15 protein-coding genes and 2 pseudogenes are annotated in these 20,291 nt (G+C 41.6%); 6 read left to right on the top strand and 11 right to left on the bottom strand.

Translation table 11 applies throughout. The annotated features are described in order from the left end of the window. Positions 1-65: 65 nt before the first annotated feature. The 4 genes from BV375_RS03895 to BV375_RS03910 all read right to left on the bottom strand — a co-directional run bounded on the left by BV375_RS03895 (position 66) and on the right by BV375_RS03910 (position 5,998). Complete coding sequence (locus BV375_RS03895) at positions 66-2,054, bottom strand: nitrate ABC transporter ATP-binding protein (RefSeq protein WP_086757465.1); 1,989 nt, start codon at positions 2,052-2,054, stop codon at positions 66-68. An 84-nt stretch (positions 2,055-2,138) separates the two neighbouring features. Then, entirely contained in the window at positions 2,139-2,978 is an 840-nt protein-coding gene (gene ntrB, locus BV375_RS03900; protein ID WP_086757467.1) for a nitrate ABC transporter permease, read from the bottom strand. Positions 2,979-3,036: 58 nt separating this feature from the next. Further along, positions 3,037-4,362, bottom strand: a complete 1,326-nt coding sequence (locus BV375_RS03905; RefSeq protein WP_086757469.1) for a CmpA/NrtA family ABC transporter substrate-binding protein — start codon at positions 4,360-4,362, stop codon at positions 3,037-3,039. A 67-nt stretch (positions 4,363-4,429) separates the two neighbouring features. Then, the gene (locus BV375_RS03910) at positions 4,430-5,998 is read right to left on the bottom strand and encodes a ferredoxin--nitrite reductase (protein WP_086757471.1); all 1,569 of its coding nucleotides are present in this window, start codon (positions 5,996-5,998) and stop codon (positions 4,430-4,432) included. A 413-nt stretch (positions 5,999-6,411) separates the two neighbouring features. Between BV375_RS03910 and BV375_RS03915 the strand changes: the two genes are divergently transcribed. Then, positions 6,412-6,843: a ubiquinol-cytochrome c reductase iron-sulfur subunit gene (locus BV375_RS03915; protein ID WP_086757474.1), complete on the top strand. Its 432-nt coding sequence runs from the start codon at positions 6,412-6,414 to the stop codon at positions 6,841-6,843. 615 nt (positions 6,844-7,458) lie between these two features. On the opposite strand, the pseudogene BV375_RS03920 reads toward BV375_RS03915, so the two are convergent. The 5 genes and pseudogenes from BV375_RS03920 to BV375_RS03940 form a co-directional block, all read right to left on the bottom strand. Next, positions 7,459-8,660, bottom strand: a pseudogene (locus BV375_RS03920) (IS4 family transposase). Between the two features lie 360 nt (positions 8,661-9,020). After that, on the bottom strand, positions 9,021-9,473 hold the full coding sequence (locus BV375_RS03925; protein WP_086757475.1) for an HNH endonuclease: 453 nt from the start codon (positions 9,471-9,473) through the stop codon (positions 9,021-9,023). Further along, on the bottom strand, positions 9,470-9,706 hold the full coding sequence (locus BV375_RS03930) for a hypothetical protein (protein ID WP_086757480.1): 237 nt from the start codon (positions 9,704-9,706) through the stop codon (positions 9,470-9,472). The genes BV375_RS03925 and BV375_RS03930 overlap by 4 nt, the downstream gene beginning before the upstream one ends. Positions 9,707-9,886: 180 nt before the next feature. After that, positions 9,887-10,063: pseudogene (locus BV375_RS03935) on the bottom strand (transposase domain-containing protein); the annotation flags it as partial. 210 nt (positions 10,064-10,273) lie between these two features. After that, positions 10,274-12,214 (bottom strand): S8 family serine peptidase, encoded by a 1,941-nt coding sequence (locus BV375_RS03940; RefSeq protein WP_086757481.1) that lies wholly within the window; start codon positions 12,212-12,214, stop codon positions 10,274-10,276. A 678-nt stretch (positions 12,215-12,892) separates the two neighbouring features. On the opposite strand from BV375_RS03940, the gene BV375_RS36515 reads away from it, so the two are divergent. Further along, complete coding sequence (locus BV375_RS36515) at positions 12,893-13,039, top strand: hypothetical protein (RefSeq protein ID WP_166507364.1); 147 nt, start codon at positions 12,893-12,895, stop codon at positions 13,037-13,039. A gap of 1 nt (position 13,040) precedes the next feature. Here BV375_RS36515 and BV375_RS03945 read toward each other — a convergent pair whose 3' ends face one another. Beyond that, positions 13,041-14,609, bottom strand: a complete 1,569-nt coding sequence (locus tag BV375_RS03945; RefSeq protein ID WP_086757482.1) for a B12-binding domain-containing radical SAM protein — start codon at positions 14,607-14,609, stop codon at positions 13,041-13,043. A gap of 284 nt (positions 14,610-14,893) precedes the next feature. On the opposite strand from BV375_RS03945, the gene trpS reads away from it, so the two are divergent. The 4 genes from trpS (at position 14,894) to BV375_RS03970 (ending at position 18,439) form a co-directional block, all read left to right on the top strand. Further along, positions 14,894-15,904 carry a tryptophan--tRNA ligase gene (gene trpS, locus BV375_RS03950; RefSeq protein ID WP_086757483.1) on the top strand — a complete coding sequence of 337 codons (1,011 nt, stop codon included), beginning with the start codon at positions 14,894-14,896 and terminating at the stop codon, positions 15,902-15,904. A 60-nt stretch (positions 15,905-15,964) separates the two neighbouring features. Then, complete coding sequence (locus BV375_RS03955) at positions 15,965-16,894, top strand: methylenetetrahydrofolate reductase (RefSeq protein WP_086757484.1); 930 nt, start codon at positions 15,965-15,967, stop codon at positions 16,892-16,894. Between the two features lie 370 nt (positions 16,895-17,264). Next, positions 17,265-17,645, top strand: coding sequence for a transcriptional regulator (locus tag BV375_RS03965; protein WP_243713837.1), 381 nt, complete (start codon positions 17,265-17,267; stop codon positions 17,643-17,645). Positions 17,646-17,806: 161 nt separating this feature from the next. Continuing rightward, on the top strand, positions 17,807-18,439 hold the full coding sequence (locus BV375_RS03970) for a Uma2 family endonuclease (protein ID WP_086757494.1): 633 nt from the start codon (positions 17,807-17,809) through the stop codon (positions 18,437-18,439). Positions 18,440-18,897: 458 nt separating this feature from the next. Here the strand turns inward: BV375_RS03970 and BV375_RS03975 are convergent, their stop codons facing one another. Continuing rightward, entirely contained in the window at positions 18,898-20,265 is a 1,368-nt protein-coding gene (locus tag BV375_RS03975) for a serine/threonine-protein kinase (protein WP_086757497.1), read from the bottom strand. Positions 20,266-20,291 lie beyond the last annotated feature (26 nt).

Consider the following 20,291-nt stretch of genomic DNA (forward strand, 5'->3'; position numbering starts at 1 on the left):
GAGGCGCACAGACGCAGAGAGGGACTCGGAGAAATAACCAATGACAAATGACAAATGACCAAGGACTAAATAAATACCTCTTCAATACGTATCTGTCGCTTGATTTCCAGGCTTTTGAGGTACTCTATTGGCTCAGAAGGGTTAAAAACTTTACCATCAAATAAATGAATCGGGTCAGCCTGTCCGATATCGAGGATGCCGAGGTCTCGTGCAGCAGCGCCAAATACGTCTGTGCGGCAAACTCTGTCAATTACCTCCACCCAGTTTTTGGGGAAGGTTACTAAACCCCAACGTGCTAGCTGAGTTACCATCCACAAAAGTTCAGTGCGATTGGGATAGTTGGTTTGATTGAGATAAAACTGGTTGTATCTTGCTAGTTCTTGGGGTTCTGTACCATCGCCGCGATCATAGGGATCGATAAAACCAGGACGGACGTATGCAGGATTCATATTGAGGTACTCAGGACGACAGATTAATTCCACAATTTCTTCACGGTTGCGGAAGTCGTCGCAATATTTGCAGGCTTCTAATAGTGCTTTTACCAAAGCCAGATAAGTTTCTGGATATTTCTGCGCCCACTCTTCCCGCACTCCCAGAACTTTTTTCGGCTGTCCTGACCAAATTTCTAAAGCGGTAGCAGCAACAAAACCGATATCTTCATGAACAGCGCGGTAGTTCCAAGGTTCGCCAGCACAGTAACCGTCAATATTGCCAGCTTTAAGTTGAGAAACCATTTCTGTTGGTGGGATCACTGTCAGACTGATATCTCTGTCGGGATCGATCCCACCAGCAGCCAGCCAGTAACGCAGGATTAAGTTCTGCATTGATGTGGGATGCACGATTCCCAAAGTCAGAATTTGGTCGGGAGAAGCGTTAATTGCTGTTTTCAAGTCAGCTAGGTTTCTCACGCCTTGGCTATACAATCTTTTACTTAAAGTGATGGCGTTAGCGTTGCGAGAAAGATTTAAGGCATTGACTATAGGAATCGACGGTTTACCACCAGCGCCTAAAGTCAGGGCGAGAGGCATTCCGGCGACCATCTGGGCTGCGTCTAATCTACCAGTACCAACACCCTTAGCGATTTCCTTCCAACTGGTTTCGCGGCTGAGGGTGACTTGTTCTAAGCCGTACTGAGCAAAGAAGCCTTTTTCTTGAGCAACGATTAACGGTGCAGCATCGGTAAGGGGTAAAAAGCCAATGTCTAAATTAACCTTTTCTAAGCCGTTGCGGGAGACGATGATGGGTGTTTGAGTCTGTGCAGCCTGGCGCTTCTTAGCCTGTTTTTGCTGGTTAAGGAAGTAAATCATTTCGTTCCGCAGATTGTAATAACTGGGATGATTTACTACTTCTAGACGCTGACGAGGGCGGGGGATCGAGACTTCGAGAATTTGTCCGATGTGTGCTTCTGGGCCATTGGTGAGCATAACGATGCGATCGCTCAACAATAATGCCTCGTCCACATCATGTGTCACCATCACACAGGTAACGTTGTGTTCGTTGCAAATTTTCATCAGTTGTTCTTGCAAACTCCCCCTGGTTAAAGCATCCAACGCCCCAAAAGGTTCGTCTAACAGTAACAACTTCGGACGGGTAGCCAAGGCGCGAGCGATCGCTACCCTTTGTTTCATCCCTCCAGATAACTCACTCGGACGTTTATTCGCTGCTAGCCGCAGCCCCACCATGTCGATGTGTTCTTCAATAATTTCCCGACGTTTACCCTTGGGGTGATCCTTATAGACTTCATCTACAGCTAGGGCGATGTTTTCCCTGACAGTTAACCAAGGAAGCAATGAGTAGTTTTGAAAAACTACCATGCGATCGGGACTAGGATCTCTGACTTCTCGCCCTTCCAAAGTTACACCGCCAATACTAGCTCTATCTAAACCTGCGATGATATTGAGCAGAGTAGATTTACCACAACCGGAGTGTCCAATGAGGGAAACAAATTCTCCTTGTTGGATTTTCAATTCAATATTTTTCAGGGCAATATATTTGCCACCATTTGGTAGGTCAAATATCCGGTCAATGTGATCAACTTCTACAAAAGTAGCCATTAGTCCTTAGTCCTTAGTCATTTGTCAACAGTCATTGGTAAATAGTCAATACTCTCGTTTTGATTATTGACTTTGGATTATTGACTACTTCTGTTCTGCTACAACTTTGCTAGCGATAAAACCCACCATTCTATCTAGCAGTAAGCCAACCAAACCAACGTAGATGAGAGCTAAAATAATCTCGCTCAGGTTTGTTTCTGTAGTTGTGTTGTAGGCATCCCAAATAAACGAACCAATACCTACACCACCAACTAACATTTCTGCAGCGACAATTGCTAACCAAGATAAACCAATGCCAATGCGTAACCCTGTGAATATATAAGGAACAGTGGCAGGAAACACAATTTTAAAGAAATACTTTCCGCCTTTGAGGCGTAACACCCTAGCCACATTAATGTAGTCTTGGGGAATTTGTTGAACGCCGACTGTGGTGTTAATAATAATCGGCCAAATCGATGTAATGAAAATTACGAAAATTGCTGATGGATTAGCTTGTTGAAATGCTGCCAGCGAAATTGGTAGCCATGCTAGAGGCGGTACAGTTCGTAATACTTGAAAGATGGGATCGACAGCGTTATAAACTAATTGATTTGCACCGATAATAATTCCCAATGCAATTCCTACAATTGTCGCTAACGAAAAGCCTAAACCAACCCTGCCTAAACTACTGAGGATTTGCCAGCCCAAACCTTTATCACTTTCGCCATTATCAAAAAATGGATGGATAATAAAAGGGTCCCAAGTTTCAGAAAATGTTTCGATTGGTCCAGGTAACTTAAAGTTGGGATTTAAACAAAGTAGTTGCCAAATCACTAGAAAAATAGCTAATGCTACTAATGGCGGTATAATTTTTTTCCAGATTAATTTATTAAGAGCCTTTTGAGACTTTTTTCTAGTAGGACGACTTCCGACAATAGCTGTCATTTTCTTCTTTCTCCTGTTACAGTTTAGTTAAATTAAAAAGAAGCGATCGCAGCCATTATTAAACTTTTTTAATCTTCAAACTATTGAGATATGCTTCGGGTTGCTCTGGGTCAAATTTCACCCCATCAAAGAAAGTCTCAACTCCCCGAGAAGTGCTGGTAGGGATTTCAGAATCAGGTACACCAATTGCTTTAGCTGCTTGTTTCCACAAGTCTTCTTTGTTTACTTGATTGACTATTTCCTTAACTTTGGTATCTTTTGGCAGATAGCCCCAACGAATTTCTTCAGTTAAAAACCAAGTATCGTGGCTCTTGTAAGGATAGGAAGCATTATCTGCCCAGTACTTCATGCGATCGCTGAAGTTTTGCTGCTTGCGTCCATCGCCGTAGTCTATATTGCCCTTAGCTCTCTCTAAAATATCTGCGGCAGCAACGTTAAAGTATTTACGGTCAGAGCAGATTTTGCACATCTCCTCTTTATTTTCTGGTTTATCGCACCACTGTTGAGCTTCTAAAACTGCCATCAATAGCGCCTGTGCAGCGTTGGGATTTTTATCAACCCAATCTTTGCGCATAGCAAAGGCCTTTTCTGGATGATCTTTCCACAACTCACCTGTAACTAGCGCTGAGTAACCTAATTTTTGGTTTACCAACTGGGCATTCCAAGGCTCTCCCACACAAAAGGCATCGATTGTACCAACTTTCATATTCGCCACCATTTGTGGTGGTGGTACAGGTTCCAAAACCACATCTTGATCGGGATTAATCCCGCCAGCTGCTAGCCAATAACGCATCCATAAATCGTGGGTGCCACCAGGAAAAGTTATTGCCAGTTTCATGGCTTTTTTATCAGCTTTGGCTTTTGCAGCAGCCTCTTTCAACCCCTTACTTTCTAAACCGACTTTTAGGTCTTTTAATTTATTAGCGACCGAGATAGCCTGGCCGTTGGTATTTAACCGCGCCAAGAGATACATCGGCACTTTATCGTTGATAGTCATCAGGTAAGGCATAGGGCTGAGAATGTGCGCGCCATCAATGCCATCACCAGCAGAGCCGATTTTTAGGTTGTCACGGGTAACAGGCCAAGATTTTTGCTTGATCACCTCGACATTAGTCATGCCGTACTTGGCAAAGAAGCCCTTTTCTTTAGCAATGATTATAGGTGCAGCGTCAGTGAGTGGGATAAATCCTAGCTTGGCTTTGGTTGTTTCTATTTTGGGTGCGTTAGCTGCTGTAGAGACATTCGCAGCTGGGGCAGCCGAGGGTGCTTGTTCACCTGTTGTAGCTGAATTGGAATTACTAGAAGAGCAACCATGAGCCAAGATAGAAGCAGCAGCCGCAGCAGTGGTCGTGAAAATAAATTTTCTACGCGAGAGATTTGTCATTTTTCCTTTGTTAGTTACTTAGTTGTCTCTGTTTTTGGTTGTTGCTTTTTATCCACTCACTACTTATTTAATGAGTGACCAAGGCTTCTTGCTTGAGTTTTGCCCCAAAGTGTTGGATGAGTAAATTTTGTAAGACTGGCTGCAAGTCTTCGCAAGGTATGCCTTTGGTAACGCAAGTTCCCAAATGAGCATCTTTGCCGACCTTACCGCCCATATAGATGTCCACCCCTTCCAAGGTTTTGCCGTTCTTGCGGGTTTTAGTTCCCATCAAGCCGATGTCTGCAACTTGTGGCTGTCCACAGGAGTTAGGGCAACCAGTCCAATGAATGCGTACAGGGCGAGTTAGGATTAATTCTGATTCCAAGGCTTGAATCGTTGCCAGAGCACGGTTTTTGGTTTCGATGAGGGCAAAGTTGCAAAATTGTGCGCCTGTGCAAGAAACTAGCGATCGCGTCAGTAAACCAGGATCTACAGCAAACCTTTCTAATAAAGGTTCAGCTAACAATGTTGTCAATCTGGATTCAGGAATATTGGGGATAATGATGTTCTGCTCAACCGTGAGCCGAATTTCTCCACTGCCGTAAACTTCCGCCAAACGAGAAATTTCAAACATATCCCCCGCATACAATCGACCCACAGGGATGTGCAAGCCTACGTAGTTTAATCCTGGTTGTTTTTGCTTGTATACGCCGATATGGTCGCGTTTTTCCCAGTCGATTTCATCTTTTGGTGCTGCGGGTAAAAATGACTTACCCAAACGCTTTTCTACTTCCAAGCGGAATTTTTCTAAACCCCACTCATCAATCAACCACATCAAGCGAGATTTCTGGCGATTAGCACGTAAGCCGCGATCGCGAAAAACTTCCACAATCGCTCTACATACCGCAACCACATCTTCAGGAGGCACCCAGGCATTCAAGGGGATCGCCGCCTCACAACGTTTGGCAGAGAAAAAGCCACCGACGAGGATGTTGAAACCGAAGAGTTTTTGCTCCCCTGCTGCCTTAAAGGCTGGAACAAAAGCCAAGTCGTTGATTTCGGCGTGAACTGAATTGTCCCGTCCACCAGTAATTGCAATATTAAATTTGCGTGGAAGGTTAGTAAACTCTGGGTTACCTTCGCCTTTGTTGGTTAACATATCCTGAATTTGTTGCACCAACTCTCGCGTATCAAACAACTCGTCCGCATCTAACCCCGCTATTGGGTCGCCTGTGATATTGCGGATGTTGTCCATCCCTGATTGGATTGTGGTTAAACCCACTGCATGAAATCTATTAAAGATATCAGGCAAGTCTTCAATCGCGATCCCCCGCAGTTGGATATTTTGCCTGGTGGTAATATCGGCGTTGCCATCATCACCGTAACGCTGCACCACTTCTGCCAAAGCACGCATTTGGGCACTCGTGAGAATACCATTTGGTATCCGCATCCGCATCATAAACTTACCAGGGGTGACTGGGCGAAAAAACACACCCACCCACTTAAGTCGGTGATCGCGGTCTGTTTCATCCATTGCTTCCCAGCCTAAGGAGGCGAATTTTTCGATTTCCTCCTTAATGGCAAGTCCATCTTTTTCTGCCTTGAATTTCTCGAACTTGTTGAGGCTGGCTGTAGTGGTAGTTGCTGTGTCTGTCATGAGCTGACTCTCATTGCAAATTTTTAATCCCGGAGAACCAAAGCGAGTTGTTGCCCAATATCAATTAACCCGTAGTTCGACGAGCATTTTTTCTGTCTACTAGGGCAAATGCATTCATAATGTATATTTGGTGCTGAAATTACTGCTTCAGAAAAAATATTTCTGTGTATCCATTTGGAAATGTGTAAGCGCTGTTCTGGTACTGACAGTGTAACGATTTACATACTCTTAAGGTTAAAGGCGGATTTCCGCTAAAATCGTATAAATTGCTACGAAATTTTGGGTTAATGTCCAAAAATGTATTACTATGATGCATTTTCTGCATAATCTGCGTTACTGAAGTTACATAAAGTCCTTGAGAAAGACGATCGCCATTAATCCAAACTGGAAAGTTATTTGAAATAAAGTAGCCTATGAAACGTCGTGACTTTATTAGTTGGGTAGGTTTAGGCTGGATAGCAAGTTCTTTACCGATAGCAATTGCCGCTTGTTCTTCGGAAACAACGACACCAAAACCAACATCTTCTGCATCTGGAGATTGGCAAAAGGTAGGCACTACAGCAGAATTAGATAAGACTGGTCAGTTGGTTGCCAATGATTCACCTGTTGGGCCTGTCTTGGTAGTAGGTAAATCTCAATCTGAAAATTTGATTGCTGTTAACCCTACCTGTACTCATAAAGGCTGCACGGTAGCATGGAAAGACCAAGCCAAAAAATTCGCTTGTCCCTGTCATGGTTCAGAATATGGAGCTGATGGTAAGGTGCTAAAAGGACCAGCCGAGAAACCACTCAAAACTTACGCTGCTAAAATTGAGGGCAATTCTGTAGTGGTGAAGCCAAGCTAGTACCGCTACGCGAAAGTCAAAAGTCAAAAGTCAAAAGAATTTTATTCCGGGCTTTTGCGGTGTTTGGAATGGGTGGTTGATTCACGCAGTCTTGTACTAGCGGTTCATTGCTAAGGAGTCAATATATGTAATGCTAAGACCCCTAATTCGCTAGTGGTATTCTTCTAGAAAGTCAGAAATATTGTTTTTTACAAATAATTTAGGTTTGCTAGATTAGCTAAAAATTTGCTAAATCTAGCAATTTTTTTAGCCATATACAGCAGATTGTATAGGATTCATAAACTCTGTATTTATTAATTACGAATTACGCCTTTAAAATTAGGAGTTTGTATTAATTTATTCAGATTAAATTTTGGGAATTATTAACAATAAATTTTGCATTTATGATTGACAGGTATAAAATTATACATTAATATAATGACATGATAAAGGCGATCGCCTAATCCCGGAAAGAAGAATGCGATCGCCCTTATCTAGCCCCTATATCAGGAGACAAATACAATGATGGCACAATTACAAAAGTCCGCCCAGTCAAAATTAGAACAGTACTTGGGTGAAAATTTAGATACACCCGCCCGTAATCAATCAACTGCACCTTAACGGGTGACAACCTAGCTACAAAGCCTGTTGTATAAGGGACAGAGCATAAAAGCCTCGCTGAAAATAGAGGCGTTTATGAGGTTTGAGCGCAATCAGATTCAGTACCCAATCGGCCCATAATTCCATCCCATATTTCCATCGTTGCCCATATAGTCCAAGGTTGAACTCACTCTGTCTAGGAGTCGTATCTTTGTGTTCTTTAATACGTCCGGCGTAAATATCTATGCCTAATTTCTTCAGCCATTGTCCTTGGAGAGTTGCCAAACTATAGGCGATGGCAATTAATAATACTAAGGCTAAAAACCGAGTTTCATTCACTTTTGCTTGTTCTAAATTATAGCCACCCGTTTTGCAATCTTTGAACAGTTGTTCGATTCCCCATCGACAACAATAGACATCCAATGCTTGTTGAAGAGTGGGCAGATTAGTCAAAATATACCAGGGTTCTTTGGGTCCCTTATGACGATATTTTCGTTTCCAATAGACGGCCACATTAAATGGTCCTAATCCATCAGCTTTATTGCACAATACGCCTTGATAAAATTGGGACATTCCTGGTTTAAATCCAAGAGTTTTGAGTACCTGATACTCCTGATTGCACGCCTGTTGGAAATGAAGATCTTTCTTCTGACGTAGGGCAAAATATACACCCTTGGATTCAAGCCAGTCAGCGAATTTGGGGCTATGAAACTCTCGGTCTCCCAACACCAGAACTGGATAGTTTTTAAACAGATGAAGCACCGCTTTCAATAGACGTTTTTGGGTCTTCACATCGCTGTTGCCTTCATGGTCTAAGACCTCCCAATATAAGGGAAGGGCATGTGTTCCCCTTCCGGATACTCACCATAAATACATTACGACCTTTCCATTGGGTTCGATCCATTGCTATGATCCAATAGCCATATTTCTGATGCTTGAGTTTTTTTAATTGCCGACGCTGCTCTCGATTTAATCCTCTTCCAGTTTGCTCTTGTCGAATCCAATATTTAATCAATGGAAACCATAAGACTTTGATGCTGATCTGAGGCAATATTAAAAAGCGTTGCAAGTTACGTTTTCGACTTTGATATTGAATCGGTTGTGGAAAGACACTGGCGCTCTATGGAGAGTTTTACCTGTCGATGAGCCTGTATTAATAACAACAGAAGCTGTAAGGTTAGATACTGGCTTTCATTCAGATGGGCACGCAGGGTTGTTTGGTAAGATACAGGAAACATTTTATGAGCGGGGAGCGACAAAAATGCTCCCTATTTTTTGTCCTCACCATTTTCTCAAAGTTTTGTCCCGTATAGCTTAGAGTTGCCTTGTCACCCGCTAAGCAACTGCACAGACATTTCCCCATAGAGAACCAATTAAACATTTACTGATTGGTTCTCCCAAAGCTGTTAGCAGTACAATTCACTACTTGCAGGTAATTGGCTATGCCAGTGTAGGCGACTGGAGTCCACTGCTACCAACCGCCAACCCTGGTGAGGTAATGAGTATTTTAAGCCGCCAAATTTTGAGGCAATAACCCTTATCTAAACTTAGATCCCCGACTTTTAACAAAAGTCGGGGATCTGAACAGCGCAAAGTCTCTACTTTTCCTGTTGTGGATCTTCAGAGGGAGGATGAAAACCTCCTTTTATCCAAAGTTGCCGGGATTTTTGAATGAAGCGATCGCTACGACGTTGATCGTTCAAATCTAATCTATTACAAGTAGCTCGACCTGTAGGTGTGATACCAATAACTTTTGTAGCATCTGCTGACCAAACAAAGTGTTCAGACCATTGTTGCTGACGGGGATTAAATAAGATTACTTCCTGGTTAGCTTCCGGGTCAATTGCCACCGTAAAATTATAATGACGCTCGTTACAGCGACGACAAGCTAGAGCCAAATTATCCACTTCATCGGAGCCACCTAAAGATTGTGGATAAATATGATCAATTGTCAGAGGAGACGTGCTTAATGATTCAGGATAATGGCAGTATTCACATCGAAAGCCAGCACGTTTACGGACAAGCTCTTGAATATGATTAGGAATTGTCATGCCTGAGATGCAATGATGGCATTGATATAGCTAAAAATTACATCTAATTCTCCAATTGCTTCCAATTGTGCTGCTTCTTCTGGTGTCAGAGAATCTGCTTTTTTCTTATCCAAGAGTTCTTGCATCCGCAAACCCAATTCGTCTGTAAATTTAAACAGATTCAGATTATTGACTTTTTCGACTCGGATACCAGTCGTTAGCCAGGATGAGGGTTTCACTACTGCTGGTGTCATAGGTTGATGGCGATTGAATATATTGCTATTTTAGGCTGCATCGCCAGCCGCTTAAATCTTTCTGGAAACAAGACTGAATAACAGCGTCAAAATATCAATACTTTTCGGTTAAGAATTAAGCAGTATTAATAATGGAGAAATTGAGTGGCTGACGTTGAGTACCAGTGCCACGATACGCTAATATTTCCCTAATTTTAGCCACTGAGTTCTTAGCCCTTTGACCAGATTTTTCAAGACAGTTCGCATTGAATCTGATGACCATATATTCATCGCTATAACCATACAGATTACCAAGTGTGATGGCAGTTTCCGCTTTCTTGTTTCCCTACTCTCTGTCTGCTCTAATACTTGCTCAATTGCTTCCTCGGTATCGCTATTTCTATCGCTTTTAGCACTTCCCCTGATTCTATTAAAAGTGATACCAACGAAAATTTCTTGAGTTGCATTAGCTGTGTGCATTTTTAACTACAACTCTCAATCTACCTGTTTTTGGCCTTAACCGAAAAGTATTGACATCACTATAAGTGGAAGATGATCGGCATTACCAGAAAGATTGCCATGTATTCCCTAAGCTATGTTTGTGGGAATCAAATCAATGTAGTTAATATTAAAATCACCTGTGAGGATATCTAAGCGTAGTTCATGACTACCTGCGCTCAAGTTCATTCCTTGTAAGCTCGCATTAGTCCAAGTTTGATAGCCTCCTGTATAACCAAAGCTGAGGGTTTGCTCTTGGCTATTATCAATTGAAACCTTGATTTGTTTTTGAGCAATATCCCCAGTAGCGACCCGAGCTTGCATGTCATAGAATCCATTTTCAGATATGTTCACATTGTAGGTTAGCCATTCCCCAGTTTGGATCGCAGTTACATCATAGCCTCCTCCAATATCACTAGTATTCTCGATATCTACATTTAAATCTCTGCGATATTTTCCACCTGCATTCCCAGATGTTGTGTCGTAAGCATTGTTGTAGTTCTCTGCTTCAATGTGAATTTTAGCTGCGTCTGACGCAACAACAGTAGTGGTTGTTAAACTATCAGGCTGCGGGTTATTATTTCCAGCAACTTGTTGATAGGCTTTCAGCACATTCAAGCGACCACCAGTGTTGGTTTTGCCTTGCAAAGAATCAAGCTTGTCAACACTTGAAAGTAAGGCATATCTCAGATCTAAAACACTGAGATTGGGGTTAGTAGCTAAAAGTAATGCCGCAGCACCACTAACATAGGGAACAGCCATTGACGTGCCATTCCACTCATCGTACTGATTATTAGGAAGGGTACTTTTGATATTTACCCCAGGTGCGGCTAAATCTACGGAATTAACACCATAGTTGGAAAAATAGGCTAACTGGTCATTCTCATCAGTAGCTGTAACGGAAATTATATTAGGAAGATCGTAGTTTGCTGGATAGTGGGGAGTGGTATCAGTATTTTGGTTGCTGTTACCTGCTGCTGCTATAACTAAAACGCCGCGATCGTATGCATACTTCAGAGCATTATATTGCTCTTGGTCAAAAGAGCTTGAGCCAAAGCTGAGGTTGATGATTTTGGCTTTGTTATTTACTGCATAATAAATACCTTGCGGAACATCCCACAAATATCCTTCTGTGTCACTTGAGCTAAAATGCTTTGTAGGCATTATTGAGACATTCGGGCTTACCCCGATCACACCTAGGCTATTATTACCTGACGCACCAAGGATACCCGAAACATGAGTTCCATGACCTCCTCGTGGGTGATCGTCTGTGGGATTGTTATCTCCATCGCCAAAGTCCCAACCGTGGATATCGTCAACATAACCGTTCTTATCATCATCAATTCCATTTCCTGCTATTTCTCTGGTATTCGTCCAAATGTTAGCAGCTAGATCGGGGTGAGTATAATCAACACCAGTATCAACAACGCCAACTATTACGCTCCTACTACCTGTGGTATGGTCCCACGTGGCTGGCGCATCAATCTTTTTTAAACCCCAAAGACTGTCAAAATATGTATCGTTGGGTGTCCAGTCGGGTGTTACTGCATTATCTGCATCCGTCTTGATTTGATTTGTTTGGAAGTCATTGTTAGCAATGCTTGAGACATTCGGGCTGACTCTTGCCGCACGTAAGCTATTTTTGCCTGAAGTAGCAAGCTTACCTAAAACGTTAATTCTATTTTCTCTAAGTAAGCGATCGCCTATTGGATAATTATCTTTATTGCCAAAGTCCCAACTGTGAACGCCATTAATTTCATTTCCAGCTATTTGTTTGAAATTTGTCCAGAGGTGAGCAGCTAAATTAAGGTGATGATCATCAACACCTGCCACGACTAAATGGCTGCTATCTCTGGTATAGTCCGATGTTACTGTTACATTAGTTTTATTTAAGTCCAAGAGACTGCCAGAATCTGAACTGTTTAGTATCCAGTTGAGTGATACTGTATGATCATTTGCAATAGCTTCTATGTGACTTGTTCGGAGGTCATCGCTCATACTTAAATGAGCCTTTTTATCTATGTTTCGCATTTAGTGAAAAACACCTTTAAAGGTATTATTAAATACTAGAAAAAAGCCAATAAACTTTTATTCAAAAGACCAAACTTTGAACAAGGATTTACAGAAATTCAAATAAGCGAATATTAGGATTATGTAATTCCTGGTTACTTGCTTGATAATAGGAATTTTTACTAATCTCTTGAGAGAATAAGTTGTTATTTGCTCCGATATAATTAGCTGATTACTAATTACATTGGTATGCTTTTTTAGGAATAAATTTAAATTTTAGTAAAATTCTTGTTAGAAAGATATCATGTAATTTAAAGCACGTCAACCAAAAAATATGTATCTGGGGTAAGAGTTTAGGTTTGGCGAAGACCCTTGCAAGGCATAGCTTGGGTAAACTAAAATCTAACTCAAGCTTTGGTATAAAATTTCAAAAAAGAAAATATTTAAGATGTAAACTGGGCTAATAATACCAATTTCTGGAACATATTATTGATTGGTTAGAGTAAAAGAGAAAGACTGCTCTTTGCCTACTATCTCTAACCTGGTACGTAGCGGACGCTGCTTTTGCAACAAATATAAAGCCAATAATGTAAATAAATTGATTTTTGCTCTACTTTGTCGGTGAAAATCTGAGAGATTATCCCTAAAGCTTAATACTCAACCACAAGTTTTCTGTGAACTAAAAATCGGATCTCAAGTGTGGTTAAAGTCAAGGCTCCCACCTCTGTGGAACATCCTGAAAACTCTTTCGCCATCGGCGGTGTTAACCAGACAGAACAGGTACAGCAAAAGAAAGCGATCGCTCTCATCTTACACTTCAAGGGCGATCGCCTCAAAAATCGCTGATTTAACTAACAGGCTCTAGCTGATAACTGGCTTTTTGTTCTTGTTGCTTCTGCTTTAAATCTGCTAGTTTAGCTAGTAGCTGTGCTCTCACTTCATAGCGGTAGTTGAAGAAATGTTCGCCAACACCCAAGGTAGTTAGATAATCATATAGTAAACGCGGTTTAGCAAAGGCGATCGCTACCAATTGCCACCAGAATCGCCACCTTGTGGAACGCACTACACCCTGTCGCCAGCAAATTGCGGTAAACAGTCTCATCTCATGTGAAGTTATTTTCCGCTGAGTTTTCCCCCGCCACCCGTTCATCATCATAAAGTGGCGAAATGTGCGTTTCAAGTAAGGCATTGGCTCATAGATGTTCCAAAATGCTTGGATGTATTCCTCTGTAATTTCCTCCACTGGGCGTGTTGGTTTAAAGTTCATAATTGCGCCTTGGTGGAAGGTTCCCAAACCATCAACCAATCGCCCTTCCTGCTGGAGACGATTCCACATGGCAGTATTTTGTAATGCTTGCAGCATACTAAACTGCCCTTGGGGAATGCCAGTCTCCTCAATAAATTCTCGAATTCTTTCTCCCGCACCAGGACGTTCATTGTCAAAGCCGATGATAAAACCAGACATAATCTGCAATCCTGCCCGTGTGATTTTGTGGCAAGATTCAATTAAGTCCTTGCGTGTATTCTGGACTTTGTGAATCCCCAAAAGACTATCTGTATCTGGGGTTTCGATACCCATAAATACCAGGGTGAAGCCAGCTTTAACCATCAACTCAACTAATTCATCATCCTCAGCTAGATTTAGTGAAGCTTCTGTTAGCAGGATAAAGGGGTAATTGTGTGCTTCCATCCAGGGGATGAGGGCTTGTAAAAAGATCTTAGCATTGCGTTTATTGCCGATAAAGTTATCATCCACAACAAACACATACCGTCGCCAGCCTAAATCGTAGATAGTTTGAAATTCCCGCAACATCTGTTCTGGTGTCTTGGTGCGGGGCTTGCGTCCATACAAATTAATAATGTCGCAAAACTCGCATTGAAACGGACAACCACGGGAGAATTGTAATGTAATTGCCAAGTATGCATCGAGATTGAGTAAGTCAAACCGAGCAATTGGCGTTTGGGTGACATCGGGTTTTTCTGGAGAACGGAAAATTCCCCGTTCATCTCCCCGTGCCAAAGCTTCTAAAAACATGGGAATAGTGCATTCCCCTTCATCTAAAATTAGATATTGCGCTCCTGCTTCTAAAGCAAATTCTGGTACTGAAGTAGGGTATGGACCACCTACTGCTACCTTTTTACCTAAAGCAACTCCTTTTTGAATTAACTCTCTAAAATCTTGTTTCTGGATAATCATCGCAGAGATAATTACCATCTCACACCAATCCCAATCTTCATCTGTCTCTAGAGAGACATTGCGATCGGCAAATCTAATTTCCCAATCACTAGGCAGCATTGCTGCTATAGTTATTAAACCCAGTGGTGGATTGGTAGAACGTAAACCTGCCAGATCAAGTGTCTCTTGGTAAGACCAAAAAGAATTGGGCATTATCGGCCAGAGTAGTAAGGCTCTCATCAGCACATACCCCGGAGTAGAAAAGTTACTTATTCCCAGATTACTGCTACTCGATCTGACGCGACTTTAACTTTTATCGACTTTTGTAAACTGAAGGTACATACTTTTTGAGAGACAAGGGAGTGTGGGAAGACAAGGGGGACAAGGAGGAGATGAGGGGAAGAAGAACAAATGACTAATGACAAATGACAAATGCCCAATGCAGCTAGAAAATGTCAAAATTAAATGAGTTTTGTAACCGCCGCTTTACATAGCGCGGATTTGAGATAACTAACTTGAAATTTATGGGCAAGCAGCGTGTTCTGTCGGGAGTTCAACCAACTGGGAGTTTGCATTTAGGCAATTACTTGGGAGCCATTCGTAACTGGGTAGAAACCCAGAGTGAATACGAAAATTACCTCTTTGTAGCGGATTTGCACGCGATTACGATGCCACACGACCCTAAAGAGTTGGCATCGAATACGTATACCCTCGTTGCTTTCTATTTAGCTTGTGGTCTCGATTTAAATGATTCCACTATCTTCATACAATCTCACGTCTCCGCACACAGCGAACTTACCTGGTTGCTCAACTGCATTACTCCGCTCAATTGGCTGCAAGACATGATCCAGTTCAAGGAAAAAGCTGTCAAACAAGGTGAAAATGTAGGCGTAGGTTTATTGGACTACCCAGTGCTGATGTCTTCTGACATTTTGCTATACAAAGCAGATTTTGTTCCTGTAGGTGAAGACCAAAAGCAACACATAGAATTGACGCGGGATATTGTCAACCGATTTAATCACTTATTTGCTAAACCAGATCAACCAGTGCTGAAGCTACCAGCACCTTTGATTCGCAAGGAAGGCGCAAGGGTGATGAGTTTGACTGATGGTACGCGCAAAATGTCCAAGTCCGATCCTTCGGAATTAAGCCGGATTAATTTATTAGATACACCAGAACAGATTGCCAATAAAATTAAGCGCTGTAAAACCGATCCGATTCGTGGTTTAACTTTTGACGATTCAGAGCGTCCAGAGTGTAACAACTTGTTAACACTATATATGCTTTTGTCTGGCAAAAAGAAGGAAGAAGTAGCAGCTGAGTGCCAGGATATGGGTTGGGGGCAATTCAAGCCATTATTGACAGAAACAGCGATCGCAGCCCTAAAACCGATCCAAGATAAATATCACGCTGTGATGGATGACAAAGGCTATCTAGACAACGTGTTGCGAGAGGGACGGCAAAAAGCTCAAGCAGTTGCTAACCAAACTCTAGCAGAAGTGAAAGCTGCGTTGGGTTACTCTATGCCTCTTTAAAGATTTCGCTTTTATGGGTAATTTGTTTTACCCTGTAAGAAAATTGAAATCTTGAATGTTATGTCTGATACCCAGAGTACGACAGTCTTGAATGCCTTTCGCAGAGCCGCGCAAGCAGGCGAATTTTTAGTTACTGCCGAGGTAGCACCTCCTAAAGGCGGAGATCCAACACACATGCTTCAAATGGCGGCGACTCTTAAGGGGAGAGTTCATGCCGTCAATATTACCGATGGTAGCCGAGCAGTATTGCGGATGTCTTCGTTAGTGGCTTCGGCAATTTTATTACAACATGGAATTGAACCGATTTGTCAGATTGCTTGCCGCGATCGCAACCGAATTGGTTTACAAAGTGACTTAATGGGTGCTCATGCTTTGGGTATCCGTAACATTTTAGCTTTGACTGGTGACCCTGTGAAAGCAGGCGATCACCCCGATGCCAAAAGTGTGTTTGACTTAGAAGCCGTGCGACTGCTGCAACTGATTAGAAAGATGAATCAAGGATTTGACAGTAATGAACAGTCCCTCACAGATGGCGCACTAGATTTATTTACTGGTGCAGCAGTTGACCCACAATGTGCAAGTTTATCAGGCTTACAAAGTCGATTTGAACGCAAAATCGAAGCCGGAGCGCAATTTTTTCAAAGTCAATTAATCACAGATTTTGAGCGCTTAGAAAAATTCATGGACACCATCGCTGCTGGTTATAAAAAACCCATTTTGGCAGGAATTTTTCTGTTTAAATCGGCAAAAAATGCCCAGTTTATTAATAAATGTGTTCCGGGAGTAAATATTCCCCAACACATTATTGATCGGTTAGCAAAAGCGAAACATCCACTTGAAGAAGGAGTGAAAATCGCTGCCGAACAAGTGCAAATTGCACGGCAATTGTGTCATGGTGTCCACATGATGGCAGTGAAGCGAGAAGATTTGATTCCCGAAATTTTAGATTTGGCGGGAGTAGCGCCAGTTAATTTGGTATTAACTAAGTAAATAAAAGAGGCGATCGCATTTTTACTTTACTGATTGCCAAAGAAAGTGCGATCACCTCACCGCTCCTTTGATTGCTAAACTAAAAAACCACCCTTACCCCTGCAAAGATAGTATTCTGACCACAAAAGAGGGTTTTCAGCTTCGCATTTGCCATTTCCGACACTACAATTGCTATTTCGGACACTACAATTGCTATTTCGGACACTACAATTGCTATTTCGGACACTACAATTGCTATTTCGGACACTACAATTGCTATTTCCGATACTACAATTACTATTTCGGCGAGCGCAACAACTAACAACTAAGCAGTCCGATCTACTTAGTATTAAATCAAGATAAGTAAGTCAGCACAATAAAACCAAACTGTGTGAAGAAAAATAAATTGCTAGCCGAGTATCAGCCAAAAATAATTACCACGGAAGCAGAAAACGAACAAGCTATAGCACTCGCATTAACCTTAGAACATCGTCCTAATCGTACACCAGAAGAAGAGATGCTGTTGCAACTGTTGGTGACATTAATTGAACAGTTTGAAGAAACTCATTACCCAATCCTCCCAAGTACACCCAATTCGATGTTGATGTTAATGCATCTGATGGACGCACGCGATATGACAACTGAAGCAATAGCACAGGTAATTGGTTCATTGGAAATTGCCTTGCAAATTGTTAATGGCAGCACCATTAGTAAAACTCAAGCAGAAGCGTTGGCAGATTATTTTAATGTAGATGTCAGTTTATTTACTTAGCTGATATTCCATAACAACGCTCTTAGTCCCTTGCTATAACTAAAAGTTTTTGCAGATGAAGGGACAAGTGGTGGAAATTGACTTAAGTGAATATTATCTTAATAATATAGGTAAGATTTTAGGAATTTTATCTAATATTGTCATGAAAGAAGTATTTTAATATGCTAGTCCAGTCAACACCCGCAGAACAAAGAACAGTACTACATAACATTAGCTGGGAAACCTTTGAAGCCTTGCTAAAAGACACAGGTGAGGATAGAGACTCTCGGTTTGCTTATGATGGCAGTACTTTAGAAATCATGACACCACTTTTTGAACATGAAAATACCAAAATTCAATTTGATCGCTTGATATTTGCTTTGACTGAAGAAATAGGAAAAGAAATTAAAAGTGCTGGCTCTACAACATTGAAGCGCAAATTAGCAAGAAAAGGGATAGAGCCAGATAACTGCTACTATATACAAAATGAACCAAGAGTTAGAGGTAAGAAAAGTCTAAATTTAGAAACAGATCCACCACCTGATTTAGCAATTGAAATTGATATTACTAATAGTTCAATTAATAAATTTAATATTTACGCAGCGTTAGCTATAAATGAACTTTGGCGATATGATGGGCAAAATTTGAAATTTTATCAGTTGCAAGCAGGGCAATATGTTGAGTGTAAATCTAGCATCGCTTTTCCTCTGATTTCAGTGAATGAGATGAGTAGATTTATTCAGCAAAGTCAAAGCATGGGTGAGGTTGCTTTGTTGAAATCTTTTCGTATTTGGGTTAGAGAAAAATTAGCATAGTTAACTAACCTGAGTTCGGGTTAAGCCAGAAGCTAAAAAGCTTATTGTGTATAGATTGAGAAAAATTCTAAGTCGTAAAAGAAGTGATTAAAGTGGAATCGTTGCGTCAATAAGGTTTACAAATGAGATTAATATCAACAACATGCCTTATTGAGAATATATGAAAACCAAGCTTCAGACCGGACAACGCAAAATCAAAGGGTTTGAGGATTTCTTATCCCGAGCTCAGGTTAACTACGATATGTCATGGCGATTTTCCTTCGGAGACGCTTCACGAACGCACCATTAGTAAAACTCAAGCAGAAGCGTTGGCGGACTATTTTAATGTAGATATCAGTTTATTTACCTAGCTTATCTTCCATAACAACGCTCTTAAAACCAGCGCTTGGTATTGAGCCGGAAATTTAATATTTAATTTTTTACCAGTTAAGTTCAAATGATAAAGCTATCAACCTGTATTAAAAAATCCTATGTCCTAACCATCCCAAACCCAAGCCTAGACCAGAAGTGCTAGCTAAAATTAGAAAAGTATTAACCTTGTTAAAACCTTGTAATTTATCTCCAACCACATTCTCAAGTATTTCCCCAGCGATAAACACAGTATAACCCACAAACGCAGCCGCAAACCCAGCAAGAAGCAAAGAGAAAACCACAGCGATAGGGTCAGCGTTAACCTTAGCATTGGTCGACCCAAGCGCAGACTTAGCCACAGCCCAAGCCACAGCCCAAGCCATAACCATAATCGCAGTCCAAGCCACACCCCAAGCCTCAGCCCCAGCCGCAGCTACAGTCACAGCTATAGCAGTCGCAATCCAAAATATGTACGGAGTGTTAGACGCGGCTAAGAAGTAGCCTATCAATAAGTAGTTGAATAAGACACCAATCAGCCTGCCCCAGGGAATAATTCTAACTGATTTACTAGAAATTCCCTCTGAGTTAAGCTTGGGTTTGGAACGAATAACTTCTTTTCTATGAGCTGGCTCAACAGATGGTGGAGGGGTTGCTTTTGGTGCTTCTAACATTGCCAACCATGTTTGCATCGAGTAAGGGCGGTCTTCTGCCTCCAGCGCCATACCATTGAGAATTGCTTGATTTAATTGATCGCTAATCTTTCGATTAATTTGTTTAGGTGGAGTCAGAGAAGTACTGTTTAGCTTGCGATCCAGAGAATTTGTAGGGAATTTACCTGTCACCGCATAATAGAGTGTGGCAGCTAGAGAATAAATATCGACGTTTGGCTCCCGACTGCCTCCAGTCTGCTGTTCATAGGGTGCAAAAGCCCTATGACCATCCTTATTGATTGAGGTATCCGATGAAGGAACTACTTGTTTGGCTATACCAAAGTCAATCAAAACCGCTTTACTATTGTTCGCTAGCATTATGTTTTGAGGGTGAGCATCTCGGTGTACTAGCCCTGCTTCATGCACCACTATTAAAGCTTCTCCAATTTGGCGGATACAGGGTACAATCTCTGCTTGTGGTAACGCCCCTCTACGTTTTACTGCCTCAAACAAATTTTCTCCCTTTACAAAATTCATCACCAAGCAGTGGATAGCACTTTCCTTAAAAAAGTCAATCACTCCTACAATGTGAGGATGTGGGTCTTCAGATAAACGTGCTAGTGTCCGCCCTTCTTGGATAAATCGTTCTATATACTTCTCATATTCTGGGTCATTGCTGAGACGTTCATTGGGTGTCTTGATGACAACTATCCGCTTTAGTTCAACATGCAATGCCTTATAAGTAATCCCGAATCCCCCCTGTCCCAGGACTTTATCAATTACATATTTGCCATTTTGTAATCTTTGTTCTGCTTTCCAAGGCATGAAAACCTCTAAATCGGAGAAAATAC

Origin of the sequence: Nostoc sp. 106C (assembly GCF_002154725.1) — a bacterium.
Taxonomy (GTDB): domain Bacteria; phylum Cyanobacteriota; class Cyanobacteriia; order Cyanobacteriales; family Nostocaceae; genus Aulosira.

What these genes read in the sequence shown, in the direction of transcription:
- BV375_RS03905 (WP_086757469.1), bottom strand. Translation starts at nt 4,362, where the DNA reads ATGACAAATCTCTCGCGTAGAAAATTTATTTTCACGACCACTGCTGCG.
- BV375_RS03975 (WP_086757497.1), bottom strand. Translation starts at nt 20,265, where the DNA reads ATGCCTTGGAAAGCAGAACAAAGATTACAAAATGGCAAATATGTAATT.
- BV375_RS03945 (WP_086757482.1), bottom strand. Translation starts at nt 14,609, where the DNA reads ATGAGAGCCTTACTACTCTGGCCGATAATGCCCAATTCTTTTTGGTCT.
- BV375_RS03915 (WP_086757474.1), top strand. Translation starts at nt 6,412, where the DNA reads ATGAAACGTCGTGACTTTATTAGTTGGGTAGGTTTAGGCTGGATAGCA.
- BV375_RS03925 (WP_086757475.1), bottom strand. Translation starts at nt 9,473, where the DNA reads ATGACAATTCCTAATCATATTCAAGAGCTTGTCCGTAAACGTGCTGGC.
- BV375_RS03940 (WP_086757481.1), bottom strand. Translation starts at nt 12,214, where the DNA reads ATGCGAAACATAGATAAAAAGGCTCATTTAAGTATGAGCGATGACCTC.
- BV375_RS03970 (WP_086757494.1), top strand. Translation starts at nt 17,807, where the DNA reads ATGCTAGTCCAGTCAACACCCGCAGAACAAAGAACAGTACTACATAAC.
- BV375_RS03910 (WP_086757471.1), bottom strand. Translation starts at nt 5,998, where the DNA reads ATGACAGACACAGCAACTACCACTACAGCCAGCCTCAACAAGTTCGAG.
- trpS (WP_086757483.1), top strand. Translation starts at nt 14,894, where the DNA reads ATGGGCAAGCAGCGTGTTCTGTCGGGAGTTCAACCAACTGGGAGTTTG.
- BV375_RS03930 (WP_086757480.1), bottom strand. Translation starts at nt 9,706, where the DNA reads ATGACACCAGCAGTAGTGAAACCCTCATCCTGGCTAACGACTGGTATC.
- ntrB (WP_086757467.1), bottom strand. Translation starts at nt 2,978, where the DNA reads ATGACAGCTATTGTCGGAAGTCGTCCTACTAGAAAAAAGTCTCAAAAG.
- BV375_RS03955 (WP_086757484.1), top strand. Translation starts at nt 15,965, where the DNA reads ATGTCTGATACCCAGAGTACGACAGTCTTGAATGCCTTTCGCAGAGCC.
- BV375_RS03895 (WP_086757465.1), bottom strand. Translation starts at nt 2,054, where the DNA reads ATGGCTACTTTTGTAGAAGTTGATCACATTGACCGGATATTTGACCTA.